Genomic DNA, 19201 nt, shown 5'->3' with positions numbered 1-19201 from the left:
TCTGCCGGGTGGCGGCTTTCGCCTTACCCGGCCTACGAAAGACTGCAACATCAAACCGTTATGCGGTTATCTGTAGGCCCGCGCAAGCGCAGCGCCGCCGGGCAATCCCTGAAGATTGCACTTTTTAGGGCTTGCTCCCTCTCCCTGTGGGAGAGGGTTGGGGTGAGGGAAAACAGGCCGCACTCAGCTGTACTGGCGCACTCGCGCCAGCAGCTCGTCGACGCTGTCGATACGCTCGGCCAGCACGATCAGCGCTCTGCCCAGGGTAATGGCGTGGCGCAGGCACTCATGACGCATGGCATCGTCCTGGATAGTGTCGATATCCGCGACGTGCGACAGTCCGACGCTGCGGCGGATCAGTTCGCTGCCGCAGAAGCCGACCGCGTCCGCCCACACCTTTTTCAGAAAGGCGGAGGCATAGCCGGGGTAAGCCAGCGCCGCGTCGCGGGTTTTCTCCGCCGCCAGCGCCTGGAAGCGCTCGGCAAAGGTGGTCCACAGTTGGTGGATGTCGTTCAGCCGCTGCTCGCGCGCGGCGGCGGCATCGCGAATGCCGAGCTGGCCCGGCAGGCCGCAGTAGTTCAGCAGCAGGTTGCCGATGGCGGTGCCGATATCGAAGCCGATGGGGCCGAAGTAGCCGAACTCAGCGTCGATGGCCTTCAGGCTGCCTTCGGCAACGAAGATCGACCCGCTGTGGATATCGCCGTGCAGCAGCGCTTCCGCATGGGCAAAGAAACGGTGCTTCAGCGCCGCCACCGCCAGCTTAAGCTGGGCGTCGTCGCGCAGGGCGGCGACATCGGCCTCCAGCTCCGCCGGGTAGTTATTGCGCTCGTGGATCTGATACGGGTCGTTAAAGAACAGATCCTCGGTGATCTCGCACATCGCCGGGTTAATAAACTGCGCTACCTGCGCTTTTTTCTCGTGGGGATGAAGATAGAAATCGCTGGTGTGAAACAGCACCTGCGCCAGATAGTCGCCAAGCTGGCGGGCCGCCTGAGGGTAGTAGACGTTAGCGATAAGCTCCCCGCGCCAGATGCGGTGGTCGGAAAGATCTTCCATCACCATCACCGCCAGCTCGGGATCGAAGTGATGGATTTTTACCGTGTGCTGCGGGCTGTGCTGATAGTGGGCGACCAGGGTCTGCGCTTCGAGACGGGCGCGGTCAAGGGTCAGCGGCCAGGATTCGCCGACGCAGCGCACGTAGGGCAGGGCCTGTTTGACGATCGCCCGGCTGACGCCCTGGCGATCGAACACTTTAAACACCAGATTGAGGTTGCCATCGCCCACTTCCTGCGCGCTGACCAGCTCAGATGGGTTGTCGATGCCGGCGAACTGCTGCGCGTAAGCCACGGCGTCATGGGCGGTGAAGGTATGGTATTGCGACATTGCCTCGATCCTCGAATTCTGATTAAGCCGTTCAGACGTCTATACTTCTGGATTCCATCCTGACACAATGTGATACAACAACGCAACAGGGATTTAACGACATGCAGACATTACAGACCACCAGCCTGCGGGTGAGTGAAAATCAGCTTTTTATTCTCGACCAGCAGGCCTTGCCGCAGGAAAAACGCTGGCTGGCGGCGGATAACGTTGCGCTGCTGGTGGACCATATTCACGCCCTGCGGGTGCGCGGCGCGCCGTTGATTGGCCTGTCCGCCAGCCTGCTGCTGGCCCTGCTGGCCCAGCGCGGCCTGAGCCGGGATGAACTCCAGCAGGCGCTGGAGACGCTGCGCGCGGCGCGGCCGACGGCGGTCAACCTGATGAATAATCTGGATCGCATGAAGCAGGTGCTGGCCCGGGAGGATTATCCGCAGGCGCTGGAAGCGGAAGCCTTGCGTCTGGTCGAAGAAGATAAACAGCTGTGCGACCGCATCGCTGAGGCGGGCAGTGCGCTGGTGAAGCCCGACAGTCGATTGCTGACCCACTGCAACACCGGTGGCCTGGCGACCGCCGGGGTAGGTACCGCCCTGGGGGTCATTGCGCTGGCGCATCAGCAGGGAAAAGTGGCCAGCGTGTGGGTCGATGAAACCCGGCCGCTGCTGCAGGGCGGTCGTTTAACCGCCTGGGAGCTGGGCGAGCTGGGCGTGCCCTATCAGCTGATCGCCGATTCAATGGCCGCCAGCCTGATGGCGCAAGGGAAGGTGGATGCGGTGTGGGTCGGCGCCGACCGCATCGCCGCCAACGGCGACGTGGCGAATAAAATCGGCACCTATTCCCTGGCGGTATTGGCCCATTACCACCAGATCCCGTTTTACGTCGCTGCGCCGCAGACGACCCTCGACCGCCATTGCCCGAACGGGGCGGCCATTCCCATTGAGCAGCGCGCCGCGGCCGAAGTGACCGGAGTGGCGGGCAGCTTTGGCGCGGTACAGTGGGCGCCGACCGGGGCCGCCGTGTACAATCCGGCGTTCGATGTCACGCCTGCTGGGCTGATAAGCGGCTGGGTGCTGGACAGCGGGGTGGTCACCCCGGCGCAGGTCTCCGCCGGGGCGTTTGCGCCGGATAACGGATAACGGACGCCGTGCCGGGCCTGGAAAAAACGGCTTTCCCGGGCCCGGCAAACGCCGCTACGGCAGGACCATCGCTACCGTCGGGGCGGAGGGCCGATCGATACGCTGACCCAGCGCGGTGATGGCCGCCTGGAAGGGGCACAGCGTACCGACGTCGGTCTGACGGCATCCCGGCTGACGCCACTCCTGACGCAGCATCGGGTGCTGCGCGTCCGGCGTCTGCAGACGACGCAGGTCGTCGAGGCCTTGCGCCTGGAAATAGACCCGCAGATAGCGTTCCCCGCTCTTCGCGTCGCGCCAGCGCTCCAGCACCAGGCTACTGCCCGGCGGGATATTCCCCCGGCTGTAGCCCGGCAGCTGCCAGCTAAAGTTCATCAGCGTGCGCACCATGGCGATGTTGGTGTCATGCGCCACCAGCAGCAGCCAGCGTACGTTCGGACTCGCCTCTGGTTTGACGCCGTCGAGCATGGCGTTGAGCAGCACCGACCCGCGTTTTTGCGCGGTATACAGCACGTCGTTACTCAGATCGTAGTTTTCCGTTAACAGCGGCAGCAGGGCCGTGATCTGACTGGCCTGGGCGATCTTGCCCCACGCCAGCTGGCTGAGAGGCAGGTTTTCACTCCAGCCGAGACGCAGCGTTTCCACCATATTGGCCATCACGCTCAGTCCGCTAATAGTGGTCTTCCCGCTTTTGCTCTGCTCGACCTGCCATGGGGTATCGAAGATCGGGCAGGGCTTATCGGCCTGGCAAACCGCCTGTTTCAATAGCTGGATAGTCGGCGCCAGCGCCTGCCGACGCTGCGCCAGATCCCCGGCCTTCTCTTTCACCGCCGCCAGCTGGCGGGCGGGGTCGGTTTGCGTGGCGGCGAACTTGTCGGTCTGAAACAGCGGATCGGCATCCCCGCTGACGTAATGGATAGCGACGCCACAGCCGGGGAAGGCGCCATCCACCAGCGCCTGGGCGGTCGCCCGCGTCCGCTGCAGCGGACTGGCGCGCACGTAAATCGACTCCGCCGTCGGGCATCCCGCCTGCAGCAGGCCGAGCTGGCGATAGTGCTGGCCTTCCTCACGCCCTTTGTTGACCACGGCGGCATAGCCATGACCGGTGAGCTCGCCGTCATGGGTGGTCCACTCGGTCCATGGGCGTCCGGTGGCGGCCTCGATGGCTTCCCGGTTGCCGGCCGTCGGCGGACGAATGCCGTGGCGGCTAAGCTCCACCACTTTCTCCAGCTGCCAGTCTGCGGCGGCGGCTGATTGCAGCGCCAGCAGCGGCAGCGCGCAGGCGATAAACAGGCGTAACAGCCCCTGATGTCTTGCAGGCATCATATCTTCTTCCTTAATTCGTTAATCGGTTATGAGGAGAACGAGGTCTGCCGTTCGACGGCATGGCGCCGGGCGACGATGGCGGCAGTGGTAAAACAGAGTAGCGCGGAACCCAGACCGGTACCCACCCAGAACAGCGCCAACGTGCTGAAATCATACAGCGTTTTGCCGTTCTCAAGGATAGCTGTTTTATCAATAATGATCCCGGTGAGAAACTCGCCCAGGCCGGCGCCGGCGTAGCTGGCGATGCCGATGGTGCCGAGCGCGGCCCCCGCCGCTTTGCGCGAGGAGATATCGACGGCGATCAGCCCGCCGAGGAAGCAGGTCAGAGCGCCAATGGTGGCCCCGAAGATAATCATCGCCAGAATATCAGTGTAATAATTGTGCGGCGACCAGAGCATCAGGGCGAAGCCGGCGGTGTTCAGCAGGCTGATAAAGCCGGCCATCACGCTGCGGTTGCGCGGGAAAAAGCGGTCGGAGAGCATGCCGGCAATGATGGTCCCGGCGATGCCGGCGATGGCGTTGACGCCAATAATCCCGGACGCCTCCAGCGTGGAATAGGCTTTATCCTGCTCGAGGAAGAAGATCCCCCAGGAGTTGACGGCGTAGCGGTCGATGTACATAAAGGCGGAGGCGAGGGCGAGGGTCCACAGCGCCGGGTTGCGCAGCGCCAGCAACTGGTTTTTAAACACCGAGCCGCGGGCTTCGACCTCCTCCTGCGGTTCATTGCGGATGACGTTGATGGACGGGAAGCCGCTGCTCTGCGGCGAATCGTGCATGAACAGCACCAACAGCACCACGCCGGCGGCGCCGAGCGCGGCGGTGGACAGGTAGCCCATCTGCCAGCCAAACCCGGCGATCACCGCGGCGATCACCATATAGGTGACGGCCTCGCCGATATTATGCGCCGTCGACCAGATGCCATAGAAGGTGCCGCGCTCTTTAACGCCGTACCAGCGCGCCAGCGAGACCGCGCAGGGGCCGACGCCCATCGACTGCGCCCAGCCGTTGATCCCCCAGAAGATGGCCAGCAGCAGGGCGTTGGTGGTCATCCCCATCATCAGGTTCATCCCGGCGCTGAGCAATAAACCGAGGCTCATATAGCGCACCACGTTGGCGTGATCGGCGATAAAGCCATTGACCAGCTTGCCGATGGCGTAGCTGAAGAACAGAGTGGAGCCGATCATGCCGAGCTCCGTCGGGGTGATCCCCAACTCCACCAGCGCGCTTTTGGCGACGGTGAAGGATAACCGGCAGACGTAAAAGGTGACGTAAGCCAGGGTCATGGCGATAAAGGTTTGCCAGCGCACCCGGCGAAAACGCTGTTCATCAAACGCGGCGCCCGCTTTCGGCGGCGACGCCCGGAAAAAAGCGATAATTCCAGACATAGGTGGTTCTCCGCAGGTCGGAGGCCTGACTGATTGATGTGGTTCGTCCGTGAATGAAGTTATCGTTACTGTGTAGAGTACATAATCAGAAATAGCCTGACCCGTAAGGGTTAATGTAATGGTTGTGGGATCATCTTTTTCAGCTGCGGGTAGAGCGTTGAGCTGGCCAGCAGCAGCGGGTTGCCGCGCTGGATCCCCTCCTGCGCCAGAAAATCGTTGCTGGCGCCGCCCGCTTCGCGCATCAGCACCAGCCCCGGCAGGGCGTCCCACGGGTTCATGTGCGGCTCGTAGTATCCAATCAACCGGCCTGCCGCCGCCCAGGCGCTCATCAGCGCGCCGGAGCCGTTGCGGATAAACATGCCGCCGTCGCTGAGCAGCGCCTGCAGAAACGGCAGAAAGTCCGCCGGGGTGACGCGATGCGAGGTGCCGACGCCCATCACTCCCTCCCTGACCGTCGCCGCGGGGTGCGGACGGATCGGGGCGTCATTGAGCCAGGCGCCATGACCCCGCAGGGCGTGAAACAGCTCGCGATGGTTGGGGTCGTAGACCACGCCGATGACCGGTTCGCCGTCGGCGACGATCGCCAGCGACAGGCACCAGGTGTGCAGGCCGTTGAGGAAACAGCTGGTGCCATCGATGGGGTCGACCACCCACAGCACTTGCGCGTCGGGCAGGCGGGCGCCACTCTCTTCGCCGAGAAAGCCATCCTCCGGAAACGCGCTCTGAATGCGCTGTTTCACAAAGGCCTCCACCCGCTTATCGGCCACGCTGACCACGTCCTGCAGGTCGTCGCCTTTATGGTCGACGGTCAGCGCTTCGCGTTGCTGATAGTATTCAAACGCCAGCTCAGCCCCTGCTTTCGCCAGCTCGCAGGCCAGGCGGTAGCGGGCCTGTAGCGCTTCTGATTCCTGAGATTGCATATTGACTCCCTATTTTGCACACGTGTGCATTTTGCGTAAAAAAAACAGCCCCGAAGGGCCGAATGAGTGTGGCCGGGTTTCGCAGAAGATTCTGTGATCGCTCCAGCATAAAATGATTTTTTCATTTCGCACTTTGACGAATAATTAATTTCACCGGCACTTCGCGATGGCGCGAGGGCAGGCTGAAGCGGGCGATCCGCGTCATTAACAGATCCACCGCGTGGTGGGCCAGCAGGGCGGTATTCTGCTGAATGGTGGTAAGCTGGTAGGGTTGCCAGTCCGCCTGCGGGATATCGTCAAAGCCGACGATGGCCGGCAGCGGGGCAGCGGCGTCCCGCAGGCCGTCCTGGGCGCCCAGCGCCAGCATATCGGTAGCGCAAAACAGCGCTTGCACCCCGGGGTTTTCAGCAACGAATTCTCTGGCAGCCTGGTAGCCAGCCTGATAGCCGCCGCCGTCGCAGAAGCGGCTGGTCACCGTCATGCCCGACGTCTGCGCGATGAAAGCGTCATAACGCTGGCGGGTGCTGAAGTTCTCGCGATTTTCGCCTATAAAGCCAACCTGCCGCCAGCCTCGACGACTGAACAAGCCCGCCACCAGCTTCGCCCCCTGGGCGTTATCGCTGCACACCCGGTCGCAGCCGGCGAGATCCGCATGACGGTTGATCAGGGTGACGGGGATCTTGCGCGCCAGATACTCTTCCGCCAGCGACAGCGGCGGCGCGCCGGAAGTGATGATCACCCCGGCGACGTGGTAGCTCAGCAGTTGCTTAAGCGAAGGGGCGAGCTGCTGCGGATCGTCAGCGTTCATCAGCAGCGGCATAAAGCCGTTGAGCGCCAGCTGATGGACCAGCGGCGCCAGCAGTTTGCTGCGAAACGGGTTGTCGAAACCGGCGGTGACGATGCCGATAAAATTACTGCTGCCGGTGATCATCGTCCGGGCGATGATATTCACCTGATAGCCCAGAGCTTCCGCGGCGTTCAGCACCTTCTGCCGGGTCTTCTCCGACACCGAGGCGCCGGGGGTGAAGGTGCGGGAGACCGCCGAGCGCGAGACCCCGGCCAGTCTGGCCACGTCCTCGGCCTTAATCCATTTTTTATCGCTCATCGTCGTTTCGCGCCGTCTGTTTTCCAGGAAGCCGACGCCCGGACGGGCGTCGGTCACGCACACTGCCTGAAAAGGTATCATAGAAAGGCGCCGACGCGCAGCGCCTTGCGCCTTATGCCGGATAGCGGATGTGCTCCACCTCACGCTGCAAAATCACCTTGCCGTGGCGAATGGAGGTCAGCACCCGCGCCTGGCGGCGGACGGCCTCGTAGTCGTTTTCCGCATCGAGGATCAACAGGTTAGCCGGGCGGCCTTCGGCGAGGCCGTAGTTATCGCCCAGACAAAGCGCCCGGGCGCTGTTGTCGGTGACGAAGTCGAGACAGCGCTGTAGATCGTCATAGCCGAGCATATGGCAGATGTGCAGTCCGGCATCCAGAATGCGCAGGATATTGCCATTCCCCAGCGGATACCACGGATCCTGAATCGAGTCCTGAGCAAAGCAGACGTTGATGCCGGCGCGATCCAGCTCCGCCACCCGGGTGACGCCGCGCCGTTTCGGCCAGCTGTCAAACCGGCCCTGCAGATGAATACTTTCGGTCGGGCAGGAGATAAAGTTGATCCCCGAGGCTTTCAGCAGGCGAAACAGCTTCGAACAGTAGGCGTTATCATAAGAGCCCATCGCGCAGGTGTGGCTGGCGGTGACCTGCGCCCCCATACCGCGCACCCGGGCCTCTTCCGCCAGCACTTCGAGGAAACGCGACTGCGGGTCGTCGATTTCATCGCAGTGGACATCCACCAGGCGGCCATAGCGCTGGGCGAGGTCCATCAAAAACATCACCGAGCTGACCCCTTTGTCGCGGGTATTCTCATAGTGCGGAATGCCGCCCACCACGTCGGCGCCCATCTCGATGGCGCGCGTCATCAGCTCCCGGCCGTTGGGATACGATTCGATCCCCTCCTGCGGAAAGGCGACAATCTGTAGATCGATGAGATCGGCGGCCTCTTGTTTCACCGCCAGCAGCGCCTGCAGGGCCGCCAGCGACGGGTCGGTGACATCCACATGGGTCCGGACGTGCTGAACGCCGAAATCGCGCAGCATGCCGATGGTTTTCAGCGCCCGCTGGCGGGTGTCCTCCGGGGTAATGCTCGCTTTGCGCTGGCTCCAGCGGGTGATGCCTTCAAACAGGGTGCCGCTGCGGTTCCACTCCGGCTCGCCCGCGGTTAGGGTGGCGTCAAGATGGATATGCGGCTCGACGAAGGGCGGGATCGCCAGCCGACCCTGGGCGTCGATATCCCCGGTGTCGGCGGTCCGCATCGCGGTTTGGGCGGTCATGCCGCGAATGATGCCGTCCTGCAGCTCAAGGGTAAACAGCGCCTCCTGGCGGCGCAGGCGGGCGTTAACAATTTTCATGGTTGGTCCTGTAAATGGTTTTGCGATAAACGCCAGATCACCAGCGCGACCGAGGCGTTGAGATGAAACTGAGGGTGGCTGACCGGGTAGCCGGTCAGTTTTTCAATACGCTGTATGCGCTGATGCAGGGTGTTGCGATGGAGACCCAGCCGGTCGGCGGCTCGCACCACGTTGCCGTTCTCCTGCAGCAGCGTCTCGAGGGTCTCCAGCAGCAGCCACGGCGCTTTACGGCCCGGCTCGATCAGGCAGCCGAGGGTGTCGTGCATAAAATCGTTGAGCAGCGCCGGGTCGCTGACCGCGGACAGCAGTTTGATAAACCCCAGCTGCTGATAGTCGCTGATGCGCTGGGTCGGCCGCAGGGTATCGCACAGATCCAGCGCCTGGCGCGCCTGCGACAACGCCCGCGGGTAGCCCTGCAGCTGCCTGACCGGCGCCGAGAGGCCGCAGAGCAGCGACAAACGCTCTTCCCCCTCCGCCAGCGTCTGCAGCCACTGCTGCAGCCACTTTTTCTGCTGAAAGTCTTCCCCCTCCTCATCCGGCAACAGGAAAAGGAACATGTTGCTGCGTTCCAGAAGCGGGAAGGGGTTGCCCTGCTGGTTGAGCTGCTGCTGCAGCTGCTGGCGCACGCTGCGGTGGGCCTGCTGCAGCCAGGCTTCGGCCTGTTCGGGCGGGAACTGGCGAAACAGGCGGGACAGCCCCTCCAGGCGCAGCGCCGCCAGCCGCAGCGGGCGGGTAAAATCGAGCTGCTGGTGGAGGGCGCGCTGGTGAAGCATCTGCAGGTCCGGATAGTCGCCGGTGACCAGCTGCATCAGGATGTCGCGCTGCGACTGCAGGGCGTTTTCGCTGCGGACCAGCGCGGTGCCGACCCGCTCGGTGACAATCACCATCTTCAGCAGGTAGGGCTGCTCGATCAGCGGAATGCCCAGCTCGTCGGCGAGGGCGATCAGCGTGGCTGGAATGGCGTGGATATAGGCCTCGCCGGTGAGGATCACCATCCCGGCGATGCCGCGCTGTTTGCCCTCCATCAGCAGCTGGATCAGGTTGGCTTCATCCCGGGGATGGTTGATGCCGGTGATAAAGACCAGCTCGCCGCCCATGATCCACTCGGCGATATGCTCATTTTCCGCCACGTAGTACCAGCGTACCGCCCGCTGCAGCCCTTGCTTTCCCGCCCGCAAACGCAGGGCGGAGAGTCCCTCAAGGGCCAGCAGTTCGCTGACCGTCAGGCTCATGGCTCTTGCTCCGCGACGGCGGCAGGCTGACGTTTGCTGACCATGGTCAGGGCGATATAGACCAGCGCGGAGACGGTGATCCCCACCAGCGGCGCGATCCACGGTGACAGATAAGCCACCACCGCGCCGGCGGCGTAGGCGCCGAGTCCCAGCCAGTTAAAACGCGGCAGGCAGGCGTTCTGCAGCAGGGGATAGCGCCCGCCGCGGGCGAACCAGTAGTCGGCGAGAATCACCCCGCCGATGGGCGGGATAATGCTGCCCAGCAGCACAAGGAACGGGATCAGCATTTCGTACATTCCGCCAATGGCCAGCACAATGCCCACCCCGGCGGCGGCGAGGGTCAGCGTGCGGCGGCGTTCGCTGCGCAGCAGATGGCAGGCGGCGGCGGAGACGTTATAGATGGTGGGGCCCTGGATGGTCAGCAGGTTGAGACACAGCATGATCACCGCGGCGACTGACAGCCCCTGCAGGATCAGCACTTCGACGATATCGGCCTGTTGATAAACGATGGCGCACCAGGCGCCGGCGACGATCATCAGCCCGTTGCCGATGAGGAAGCTGCCCATGCTGGCGAGAATGGCGGTCCGGCTGGAGTTGGCCAGCCGGGTCCAGTTTGTCGCCTGGGTGGCGCCGCTGGCGAAAGTGCCAAAGACCATGGTGATGGCCGCCGACCAGGTCATGGTGTCGCTCGGCGCAATGCGGGTCATCGCCTGCCAGCCGCCGGCGTGGTGCAGCGCCAGATACATGGAGACCACCAGCAGCACGAACATCAGCGGCACCGACAGGCGCGACAGCGCGTCCAGCCCCTTGTAGCCCACCAGCGCGGTGACGCAGAACAGAATGCCAAACAGCACCATCAGCGGCTGGGTCAGCGCCTCGGGCAGGGCGAGGATCTTCACCAGCGAGATAGCGACCGTGGCGGTCCCCCAGGCGTACCAGCCCAGCTCGGCAAAGCCAAGGATAAAATCGGCCAGCTTGCTGCCGATCTCCCCGAAGCAGAACCGGCCCATCAGCACCGTATTCAGGCCGCTGCGCGCGGCAATCCAGCCCAGCGATGCGGCATAGAGAGCCAGCAAGGCGTTGCCGATGACGGCTATCCACAGCAGATTAACGATGGAAAAGGAGACGCCGAGTTTGCCGCCGGCAAACATCGTGCCGGTGAAAAAGGTAAAACTGAATAACACCATGGCGATGGAAAATACGCCTTTACGTCCGGCGGTGGGCGCTTCGACGAGGGGAAAATCATTGCTGTTTGACATCCTGGAACCTCTGGCTGGTAGATGAGCGGTGATTGCCGGAAGTAGCAAGAGATGTGCCAGGAAAAACCGGGCATGAGGAATAGCGCATTGTGTGCAATGTGCACGGTTATTGAGGGATTCAGGAGGAGTAATGCCATTTTAGTGTGCATCCTGCCATGTTTTGCACCAGTCCGGGGCAGAGGAGGGCGGCGACGGCATGCCTGGCGCAGAAGGAGAATTTCAGCCAGCACAATCCGCCAGCGTTGTGGCGCCAGGCAGCAGGGGATCGTAGCGGATTCACTGCGGTTGGTTAAATTGCTGTGAATAAAGGTTATTTAATATGCATTTATGATATAACCATTTGTCTTATGTGTGTTTCCTGAAATATTGTTCCCTCCGGTTAGCGGTGTTAGTATCGGATAAATAGCCATTTAGACGGCTAAACAAATCATCGCTAACCTAAGGAACTGCTATGTGGCAAGAAAGACTCGCGCAACTGGTCACCACCTGTCATTGGATCGGCGCGAAAGGCTGGGCGCCGGCGACCGGCGGCAATATGTCGGTGCGTCAGGATGATACCTGGTGCTGGCTAAGCGAGTCGGGCCGCGATAAAGGCAGCCTGACGACCGAGGATTTTCTGCAGGTGGAGATCGCCACCAATCAGGCCCCTTCCGGACGGAAACCGTCGGCGGAGACCGGCCTGCACACCCTGGTCTACCGCCTGTTCCCGGAGGCCAACGTGGTGCTGCATGTGCATACCGTCAATGCCACCGTGCTGTCGCGCATCGAAAAAAGCGACACGCTGGCGCTGCAGGGGTATGAAATGCAGAAAACCCTCAGCGGGCAGCACAGCCATCTCGATACCGTTCCGGTCGCCATCTTCGATAACGATCAGGATATTGACGCCCTGGCGGCGCGGATTGCCGATTATGCGCAAACCCGCCCGCTGCGTTACGGCTTTCTGCTGCGCGGACATGGCCTGACCTGCTGGGGGAAAGATATTCAGGAGGCCCGCCGGCAACTGGAGGGGCTGGAGTTCCTGTTCGAGTGCGAGCTGATGCGCCGCCGCTACGAGCCCTGAGCCGGAGCAGGTATGGATTTTTATCTTGGTATCGATATCGGCACCTCCCGGGTGAAAGCGGTGCTGTTTGATCAGCATTTCACCGCGCGCGCCAGCGCTGCGGAAAACACCTCCCCCCGCCTGTCGGCCAATGGCTACGCGGAACAGGATATGACCCAGCTGTGGCATTCGGTGCTGGCTATTCTGCGCCAGATTGCCCGCCACCCGGCGCTGCAGGAGGGGCGGCTGCGGGCCATCGGCCTCGCCGGGCAAGGGGAGGGGGTCTGGCTCAGCGATGCGCAGGGCGAACCGGTGGGGCCGGGGATCCTGTGGAGCGATACCCGCAGCCACGAGCTGATGAGCGAACTGCTGCGCCGGCCCGGTTTTGACCGCCGCTATTTCGCCGATACCGGCACCCACCTGCAGCCGTGCAATACCAGCCTGCAGCTGTACTGGCTGAAACAGTATCAGCCGGAGCGGCTGGCGGCCGCGCGCTATCTGTTTTTCGCCAAGGACTGGATCCGCTTTCGCCTGACCGGCGTGGCGGCGCTGGAACTGACGGACGCCAGCAGCTCATTACTCAATCAGCAGAGCGGCAGCTGGTCCTCGGTGGTGATGAACGAGATGGGGCTGGACGAACTGCTGCCGCTGTTTCCCCCTCTGCTGGCCCCGGACGCTCCGGCCGGTACGCTGAGCGACGCGGTGGCGGCGCTGACCGGACTGCCCGCCGCGACGCCGGTGGCCGCCGGGGCGCTGGATGTCTGTAGCGCCGCGCTGGGCTGCGGCGCGGTCAACGAAGGGGATATCTACACGATCCTCGGCACCACCTGCTGTACCGGAATCGTTTGCCGCGGTCCGCAGACGGTGAACGAGGCGACGCGCTTCGTCACTCACACCGAAGCCGGGCAGGTGATCTCGCTGTTTCCGATGCAGGCCGGTACGCCAAACATTGACTGGCTGCAGCAGCATATTTCGCTGGACGCCGATCTGGGTCGGCTGGAGCAGGCGATCGCGGAGGTGGAGCCAGGCAGCGGCGGCGTCTTCTGGCAGCCGTATCTTAATGGCGAACGCGCGCCGTTTTACAGCCCTGACGCGCGGGCCGGCTTTATCGGCATTAGCCCGCACACCACCCGCGCCGAACTACAGCGCGCGGTGTTTGAAGGCCTGGCCTTCGCCATTGTCGATGCGCTGCAGGGTTATCCCCAGGGCGGCGAGCTGTATCTGACCGGCGGCGGCGCAGCCTCGGCCACCTGGCTGCAGATTATCGCCGACTGTACCGGGCGCACGGTGGTCTCCAGCGCCTTTAATGAACTAAGCGCGCGCGGTGCGGCGATTCTGGCGGCCCGCAGCGTCGCGGCGCTGGCCGAGACGCCTCCGCTGGCGCAGACCCGCTATCAGCCGCGCCCTCAGGCGCATGCCCGCTACGCGGCGCTGTATCCCGTTTATCGCCTGCTGCGTGAGCAGATGCTGCCGGTATGGCAGGCCAGGCAGGCCGCTCTTCAACGTCTTTCTCAGGAAGTACAACCATGAAAATCGTTTTTACCGCCGAGCATGCTGGCGACCTTAGCGCCTTCCACCAGCTGGGTGAGCTGCTGGTGGAGGGGTGGGCGCTGGGCAAACCGAAACTCAGCGCCGGTCAGCTGATTGAGCTGGCCCACGACGCTGAGGTGCTGGTGACCAGCTATGATGAGGTGACGGATGCGGTGATGGCCGCCTGTCCGCGCCTGCAGGTGATCGCCTGTACCCGCGCGAATCCGGTGAATATTGATACCCAGGCCGCGCAGGCGCGCGGCATCCGGGTACTCTACACCCCGGGGCGCAATGCCGATGCCGCCGCGGAGCTGACGCTTGGCCTGATGCTCAGCCTGGCGCGCCATATTCCGCAATCCCATGCGGCGCTGAAGCGGGGGGAATTCACGCAGGCTGACAATGCCGCCGCCGCCACCCAGCAGGGGCTGCGCCGGGATGTGGTCTGGGACGTGAGTCCGGAAAGCCCCTATGAAGTGTTTAAGGGCAGTGAACTGCGCAATAAAACGCTGGGCCTGGTGGGGTATGGCAACATTGGCCGCCGGGTGGCGCGTATCGCCCGGGCGTTCGGTATGGCGGTGCGGGTGGTGGATCCGTTCGTCGCCGCAGAGGATATCAATGAGCCAGGGCTACAGAAAACCACCCTGGAGGCGCTGTTCCGTGAGGCGGATATCGTCAGCCTGCATCTGAGCAGCGGGCCGCACAGCGACGGGCTGGTGAATGCGGCGCTGTTAAACAGCATGAAGCCCGGCGCGCTGCTGATCAATACCTCCCGCGCGGCGGTGGTCGACGAAGCGGCGCTGATTGAGGCTCTGCGTCACGGCCCGTTGGGCGGCGCGGCGCTGGACGTGTATCATCGCGAACCGCTGTGGCGCGATCACCCTTTTGTCACCGAGTTCGATAACGTGATTATCACGCCGCATATCGCCGGGGCCACCCGGGAGAGTATCGCCAAACACACGGCGATGATCGCCGCCGATCTTCAGCGCTATGTCGCCGGGGAGCCGCTGCTGTACCAGTGGCGTTAAGCCGCTTGCGCCGCCGCGTCCTGCAGCGGCGTGGGTCCAACGTCAGGGGCGATGGGCCGCCATAAAAGCCTGGGTCTGTTCCCAGTCTACCACCCCGGCATCCGAGCCCATCCCGGTCGCCACCAGCGCGGCCACCGCCGAGGCGACGTCGCACGCCGCTTTCACGCTGAGCCCGCGCGCCAGCGCGGCAATAAACCCGCCGCAGTAGCTGTCGCCGCAGCCGGTGGTATCCACCGCCTCGACGGGCCACGGCGCAATATGCTCCAGCGCGCCATCGCGGCCGATAAGCCAGGAGCCGTTCTCGCCGTCTTTCAGAATGCAGGTGCCCACGCCCAGCGCGAAGAAAAAGCGGGCGATGGCCTCCGGCTGCGTCTCCCCGGAGAGAAAGGCGGCTTCCTCCAGCGAAGGCATAAAATAATCCACCGACGGCAGCAGGGGCCGCAGCAGTTCCAGGGTGTGTTCATTCGGCGCGATAAGGTCAAAGCTGGTGGTGACTCCACGCGTTTTGGCCGCCTGCAGCAGCCGTGCGCTCTGTCCCTGGTCCATTGCCGCCAGCAGTCCGGTCCCGCCGTGATGCAGGAAGCGACAGTCAAGGACGGCGTCAAATTCCGCTTCACTGACGAACAGGGCGTCAGACGCGCCCCGACAGTGCAGGGCCGGACGTTCGCCGTTGGGGCGAATCGGCAGGATCGTCGCCGAGGTCTCCTTCAGCGCGGTGCGCTGGATAAGCGAGCAGTCAATGCCCAGCCGGGCATAGCTGGCGAGGATAAAGTCGGCCTTTTCATCTTCGCCCAGGCAGGCCACCGCCGCGGTGCGGATCCCGAGCTTCGCGGCGTTAATATTAGCCCCCGCGGCGGTGCCGGCGGGGTTGAGGCGAATTTGCTCAATAAAAGCGACGCCACCGCGCGGCGGGATCGCCACCACCGGGCGCCCGGCAATATCCAGAATAGTCAGGCCGACAAATACGGCGTCAAAGGTTGCCATCGTTCTCCCGTTTAGCGATGCGTTTGGCGCAGACGCGCCTGCCAGAAGGATAGGGCGAGGGCCACCACCAGAATCACGCCGACCAGCGCGTCCTTCACCAGATAATTGAGGCCCATCAGGTTCAGACCATTATCAATAATGGCGAGGAACAGCACGCCGCCGAGGGTGCCGGCGATGCTGACCCGGCCCAGACGGTTAAAGGCGGTGCCGATAAACACCGCCGCAATGGCGTCCATCAGGTAAGACTGCCCGGCCAGCGGGGTAAATTGCCGCAGGTTGGCGGAGAGGATCACCCCGCCGACGGCGCAGAGGGCTGAGGCGGCCACCAGCACGCCGAGCATGGTCAGGCGATCGCGGATCCCGGCGATGCGCGCCGCTTCGCTGTTCTGACCGATGGCGCGGATATATTTGCCCCACAGGGTGCGCTCGGTCACCAGCCAGGCCGCCAGCCACAGCACCAGCACGATCGCTACCGGCGTGGGGATCCCGCCAAGGTTACCCACCGCCAGGTCGTGATACTCGGGAGCCATCCGCCGATAGGCTATCGCGCCGCCGCCATCGGTATAGATACGTTCGGCGCTGCTGGCGATAAACCAGGTGCCGAGGGTGGCGAGGAAGGGGCGGATCCGGCAGATGAGGATCAGAAAGGCATTGAGCAGGCCAATCAGCACCCCGCCGAGCAGGGCGCAGCCCACCGCCGCCTGCCACGGCAGATGCCAGGTTTTCAGGGCGACGAGAGCGAAGGCGGCGCCGAAATCGAGCGCCACGCCCACCGACAGGTCAATCGCCCCGGCGCTGACAATCAGGGTCATCGCCATCGCCACAATCAGCAGGATCGCGCTGCCCTGCAGCAGGTTGGCCCAGTTATCCACGGTTAAAAATACTGGATTCGCCCAGCCGAACAGGGCGATGGCCAGCAGGGTGATGATGCCGAATCCGGCCCGCGACAGCCAGGCCAGCGGGCTGCTGGCCGTCTGTTCCGCAGGAGCTGGGGTTTTCAGAGTGATTTGGCTCATGCCTCGCCTCCTTTGTGTCTGACCGCCGAGGCCGCCAGTACCACCAGGATCAGGCCGCCTTTAATGGCGCCCATCCAGAAGATATTGACCCCCAACAGGCCGAGTCCGTTAGAGAGGGCGTTAACCAGAATCGCCCCCAGCAGCGCGCCCCAGATGGTGACTACCCGACGGCGGGAGAAGGCGGCGCCGATAAAGGTCGCGAGCACGGTTTCCAGCAGCAGCGGCGTGGCCGTTCCGCTGGAGCTGCCGGAGCCCTGGCTGAGCAGCGGCAGAATAGCCAGCCCGGCGGCGATGCCGGCTAACAGCCAGACCTGCAGGGTTAAGCGGCGCACGTTCAGGCCGCTCATTTGCGCCATATCGCGATTACCGCCCACCGCCTGCACATGCTGACCGAAGCGGGAGTGATGGAGCAGGAACTGGAACAGGATAAATACCCCCAGCAGATAGACCAGCGGCCAGGGCAGGCCGAGGAGGCTGTTATCGCGAAAGGCGACCATCAGCGGATCGCTGACCGCGATGCGCCGCTGGCCGGTCAGCAGGTCCGTCAGGCCGGTAAACGCCACGGAGGTCGAGAGGGTAGCCAGCAGCGGCGGCAGGCCGGCCGCCAGCACCAGGAAGCCGTTGATCGCCCCGCAGAGCAGGCAAACCGCCGCCAGCAGCGCCAGCAGCAGGAGATACGGCGTGTGCCATTCGGCCAGCCCGAGGCTGAGCAGCGCTACGCCGAGCACCGCCGTCGCCGGCAGGGAGAGGTCGATGCCGCCGGAGACCACGTCATCTCCGCCAACGGCGATGACGCAGACCAGGCCGAAACAGAGGATCGCCAGCGGAACGCTCTGGACCAGCATCAGGCTGATATTTTGCCAGCTGAGGAAGTAGGGCGACTGCACGCTCAGCCACACCAGCAGCGCCAGAAACAGGATCAGGGGGAATTTTTCAACAAGCGTCGCCAGGCCCGGACGGCCGCGACGATGGATAGCGGTATTCATGGTGAAGGCTCCTGTCCGCCGTTGATCGCCACCAGCAGGGCGTCGAGGGTCAGCCCGCGGGTGGGCAGATTCGCCGCCAGCGCACCGCGCCAGAGGACGAGGATCCGGTCGCATAGTCCGAGCAGTTCGGTGGCGTCGCTGGAGGAGACCAGCACCGCCCGCCCTTTATCGGCCAGCTGGCGCGTACGTTGATAAATATCGCGGCGGGCGCCGATATCAACCCCGAGGGTGGGTTCATCGAGAATAAACAGCCGGGCATCGGTGCCGAGCCAGCGGGCGAGGATCGCTTTTTGCTGGTTGCCGCCGCTCATGTAGCGTACCGGCAGCGCCGGGCGACCCGGGCGGATCGCCAGCTGTTCTATCCAGTCGCGCGCTTTCCTCTCGGCGATCCCCCGCCGCTCCCAGCCAAAGGTGGCGGTCTCCGGCAGCGAGGCGAGATTAATATTGTCGGCGGTGGTGAAGGAGAGGATAAGCCCCTGATGGCGGCGGTCGCGCGGGACCAGCGCCATTCCGGCGCGGATCGCCTGCTTTGGCGTACGGATTCGTCGCGGCAGGCCGTCGAGATGGATAGTGCCTCGCTCCGCCGGGCGCAAGCCGTAGAGTAAGTCCACCAGCACATCGCGCCCGGCGCCGAGCAGGCCGGCGACGCCGACGATCTCCCCCGGGTGAATATCAAAAGAGAGATCCTGCAGCTGCCGTCCGTCGCTCAGCTGGCGCACCGAGAGCAGCGGAGCCTCCCCGTTGTCTGCCGCCGGGCGCTGGCGCGGAGTATACAGCTGGTCGATTTCCCGGCCGACCATCATGGCGATCAGCGCCTCGGTATTCTGCAGCAGGTCGCGGTCGGGATAACCGACCACTTCCCCGTTGCGCAGCACAGTGCCACGGTCGCAGAGGCTGGCTATCTCATTGAGATAGTGGGAAATATACAGAATGGCAATGCCCTGGTCGCGCAGGCGCAGGATGGCGGAGGTGACCAGACTGGCCTCCTGGGCCTCGAGGGGGGCGGTGGGCTCGTCGAACACCACCAGCCGCGCCGCGCCGTCGATCAGCGCGCGGGCAATCTGCACCAGCTTGCGCTCGGCCAGGCTCAGGTCTCGCACCAGACGTTCGGGGTCGATCGCCAACTGCCAGTTTTGCTGGAAAAATTGCGCCGTGGCGGCCTTCATCCGTCGGCGATCCAGCGCCCCCCAGCGGGTGCGATACTCCTGGCCCAGAAACACCGATTCCGCGACGGTAAAGTGCGGGATCAGGTTGAGCTCCTGGTGGATAACGCGGATGCCAGCGGCTTCGATGGCTGCCGGGTTGCCGAGGGGCAGCGGGCGACCGTCGAGGGTCGCGCTGCCGCTGTCGGCCTGATAAACGCCGGCGAGGATCTTGATCAGCGTCGATTTACCGGCGCCGTTCTCGCCAATCAGGCCATGAATCTCCCCCGGATTGAGGCGCAGGGTAACCGCATTAAGCGCCATTACGCTGGCAAAACGTTTGCCGATCTGGTCCATGACCAGACCCGCGGCGGGGCGCTCCCCGCCAGGG

At 63.7% G+C, this 19201-nt stretch carries 16 protein-coding genes; 4 read left to right on the top strand and 12 right to left on the bottom strand.

Annotated features, from left to right (window positions below; genetic code table 11):
• Nucleotides 1–183 precede the first annotated feature (183 nt).
• Nucleotides 184–1383 carry an S-methyl-5-thioribose kinase gene (mtnK, locus tag ABLV64_RS16970; RefSeq protein ID WP_004151657.1) on the bottom strand — a complete coding sequence of 400 codons (1200 nt, stop codon included), beginning with the start codon at nucleotides 1381–1383 and terminating at the stop codon, nucleotides 184–186.
• Nucleotides 1384–1484: 101 nt separating this feature from the next.
• Here mtnK and mtnA point away from each other — a divergent pair, with 101 nt between their 5' ends.
• A complete protein-coding gene (gene mtnA / locus ABLV64_RS16965; protein ID WP_080841217.1) occupies nucleotides 1485–2513 on the top strand; it encodes an S-methyl-5-thioribose-1-phosphate isomerase in 1029 nt (342 codons plus the stop codon).
• Nucleotides 2514–2567: 54 nt separating this feature from the next.
• Here mtnA and ABLV64_RS16960 read toward each other — a convergent pair whose 3' ends face one another.
• The 7 genes from ABLV64_RS16960 to codB all read right to left on the bottom strand — a co-directional run bounded on the left by ABLV64_RS16960 (nucleotide 2568) and on the right by codB (nucleotide 11088).
• On the bottom strand, nucleotides 2568–3836 hold the full coding sequence (locus ABLV64_RS16960; protein WP_004885793.1) for a histidine phosphatase family protein: 1269 nt from the start codon (nucleotides 3834–3836) through the stop codon (nucleotides 2568–2570).
• 26 nt (nucleotides 3837–3862) lie between these two features.
• Nucleotides 3863–5221, bottom strand: a complete 1359-nt coding sequence (locus ABLV64_RS16955) for an MFS transporter (RefSeq protein ID WP_348843403.1) — start codon at nucleotides 5219–5221, stop codon at nucleotides 3863–3865.
• A gap of 110 nt (nucleotides 5222–5331) precedes the next feature.
• Nucleotides 5332–6141, bottom strand: a complete 810-nt coding sequence (locus ABLV64_RS16950) for an inositol monophosphatase (RefSeq protein ID WP_017899069.1) — start codon at nucleotides 6139–6141, stop codon at nucleotides 5332–5334.
• Nucleotides 6142–6262: 121 nt separating this feature from the next.
• Entirely contained in the window at nucleotides 6263–7213 is a 951-nt protein-coding gene (locus ABLV64_RS16945) for a LacI family DNA-binding transcriptional regulator (RefSeq protein WP_074186556.1), read from the bottom strand.
• Nucleotides 7214–7358: 145 nt separating this feature from the next.
• Entirely contained in the window at nucleotides 7359–8597 is a 1239-nt protein-coding gene (codA, locus tag ABLV64_RS16940; protein WP_032455710.1) for a cytosine deaminase, read from the bottom strand.
• Nucleotides 8594–9829, bottom strand: coding sequence for a PucR family transcriptional regulator ligand-binding domain-containing protein (locus ABLV64_RS16935; RefSeq protein ID WP_004885804.1), 1236 nt, complete (start codon nucleotides 9827–9829; stop codon nucleotides 8594–8596). Before ABLV64_RS16935 ends, codA begins: the two co-directional genes overlap by 4 nt.
• Nucleotides 9826–11088 carry a cytosine permease gene (codB, locus tag ABLV64_RS16930; protein ID WP_053810651.1) on the bottom strand — a complete coding sequence of 421 codons (1263 nt, stop codon included), beginning with the start codon at nucleotides 11086–11088 and terminating at the stop codon, nucleotides 9826–9828. The genes ABLV64_RS16935 and codB overlap by 4 nt, the downstream gene beginning before the upstream one ends.
• 451 nt (nucleotides 11089–11539) lie before the next feature.
• Here codB and ABLV64_RS16925 point away from each other — a divergent pair, with 451 nt between their 5' ends.
• The 3 genes from ABLV64_RS16925 to ABLV64_RS16915 are packed head-to-tail and all read left to right on the top strand — an operon-like array spanning nucleotide 11540 to nucleotide 14682.
• Nucleotides 11540–12148, top strand: coding sequence for a methylthioribulose 1-phosphate dehydratase (locus tag ABLV64_RS16925; protein WP_008805607.1), 609 nt, complete (start codon nucleotides 11540–11542; stop codon nucleotides 12146–12148).
• A 12-nt stretch (nucleotides 12149–12160) separates the two neighbouring features.
• The gene (locus tag ABLV64_RS16920; protein ID WP_004885807.1) at nucleotides 12161–13657 is read left to right on the top strand and encodes an FGGY-family carbohydrate kinase; all 1497 of its coding nucleotides are present in this window, start codon (nucleotides 12161–12163) and stop codon (nucleotides 13655–13657) included.
• On the top strand, nucleotides 13654–14682 hold the full coding sequence (locus tag ABLV64_RS16915; RefSeq protein WP_004885809.1) for a 2-hydroxyacid dehydrogenase: 1029 nt from the start codon (nucleotides 13654–13656) through the stop codon (nucleotides 14680–14682). Before ABLV64_RS16920 ends, ABLV64_RS16915 begins: the two co-directional genes overlap by 4 nt.
• Nucleotides 14683–14724: 42 nt before the next feature.
• On the opposite strand, the gene ABLV64_RS16910 is transcribed toward ABLV64_RS16915, so the two are convergent.
• The 4 genes from ABLV64_RS16910 to ABLV64_RS16895 are packed head-to-tail and all read right to left on the bottom strand — an operon-like array spanning nucleotide 14725 to nucleotide 19167.
• Entirely contained in the window at nucleotides 14725–15666 is a 942-nt protein-coding gene (locus tag ABLV64_RS16910; RefSeq protein WP_323109167.1) for a sugar kinase, read from the bottom strand.
• An 11-nt stretch (nucleotides 15667–15677) separates the two neighbouring features.
• Nucleotides 15678–16682 (bottom strand): ABC transporter permease, encoded by a 1005-nt coding sequence (locus tag ABLV64_RS16905; protein WP_004885814.1) that lies wholly within the window; start codon nucleotides 16680–16682, stop codon nucleotides 15678–15680.
• The gene (locus ABLV64_RS16900; RefSeq protein ID WP_065878925.1) at nucleotides 16679–17668 is read right to left on the bottom strand and encodes an ABC transporter permease; all 990 of its coding nucleotides are present in this window, start codon (nucleotides 17666–17668) and stop codon (nucleotides 16679–16681) included. The genes ABLV64_RS16905 and ABLV64_RS16900 overlap by 4 nt, the downstream gene beginning before the upstream one ends.
• The gene (locus tag ABLV64_RS16895; protein WP_025999138.1) at nucleotides 17665–19167 is read right to left on the bottom strand and encodes a sugar ABC transporter ATP-binding protein; all 1503 of its coding nucleotides are present in this window, start codon (nucleotides 19165–19167) and stop codon (nucleotides 17665–17667) included. The genes ABLV64_RS16900 and ABLV64_RS16895 overlap by 4 nt, the downstream gene beginning before the upstream one ends.
• Nucleotides 19168–19201 lie beyond the last annotated feature (34 nt).

Origin of the sequence: Klebsiella sp. JB_Kp031, from assembly GCF_040064295.1 — a bacterium.
In the GTDB taxonomy this organism is placed as follows: domain Bacteria; phylum Pseudomonadota; class Gammaproteobacteria; order Enterobacterales; family Enterobacteriaceae; genus Klebsiella; species Klebsiella quasipneumoniae.
Note: the sequence above shows the minus strand (reverse complement) of the source record. Positions and strands in the feature narration are given on the sequence as shown.

Coding starts and splice junctions, on each gene's coding strand:
- mtnK (WP_004151657.1), bottom strand. CDS start 1,383: ATGTCGCAATACCATACCTTCACCGCCCATGACGCCGTGGCTTACGCG.
- mtnA (WP_080841217.1), top strand. CDS start 1,485: ATGCAGACATTACAGACCACCAGCCTGCGGGTGAGTGAAAATCAGCTT.
- ABLV64_RS16960 (WP_004885793.1), bottom strand. CDS start 3,836: ATGATGCCTGCAAGACATCAGGGGCTGTTACGCCTGTTTATCGCCTGC.
- ABLV64_RS16955 (WP_348843403.1), bottom strand. CDS start 5,221: ATGTCTGGAATTATCGCTTTTTTCCGGGCGTCGCCGCCGAAAGCGGGC.
- ABLV64_RS16950 (WP_017899069.1), bottom strand. CDS start 6,141: ATGCAATCTCAGGAATCAGAAGCGCTACAGGCCCGCTACCGCCTGGCC.
- codA (WP_032455710.1), bottom strand. CDS start 8,597: ATGAAAATTGTTAACGCCCGCCTGCGCCGCCAGGAGGCGCTGTTTACC.
- ABLV64_RS16935 (WP_004885804.1), bottom strand. CDS start 9,829: ATGAGCCTGACGGTCAGCGAACTGCTGGCCCTTGAGGGACTCTCCGCC.
- codB (WP_053810651.1), bottom strand. CDS start 11,088: ATGTCAAACAGCAATGATTTTCCCCTCGTCGAAGCGCCCACCGCCGGA.
- ABLV64_RS16925 (WP_008805607.1), top strand. CDS start 11,540: ATGTGGCAAGAAAGACTCGCGCAACTGGTCACCACCTGTCATTGGATC.
- ABLV64_RS16920 (WP_004885807.1), top strand. CDS start 12,161: ATGGATTTTTATCTTGGTATCGATATCGGCACCTCCCGGGTGAAAGCG.
- ABLV64_RS16915 (WP_004885809.1), top strand. CDS start 13,654: ATGAAAATCGTTTTTACCGCCGAGCATGCTGGCGACCTTAGCGCCTTC.
- ABLV64_RS16910 (WP_323109167.1), bottom strand. CDS start 15,666: ATGGCAACCTTTGACGCCGTATTTGTCGGCCTGACTATTCTGGATATT.
- ABLV64_RS16905 (WP_004885814.1), bottom strand. CDS start 16,682: ATGAGCCAAATCACTCTGAAAACCCCAGCTCCTGCGGAACAGACGGCC.
- ABLV64_RS16900 (WP_065878925.1), bottom strand. CDS start 17,668: ATGAATACCGCTATCCATCGTCGCGGCCGTCCGGGCCTGGCGACGCTT.
- ABLV64_RS16895 (WP_025999138.1), bottom strand. CDS start 19,167: ATGGACCAGATCGGCAAACGTTTTGCCAGCGTAATGGCGCTTAATGCG.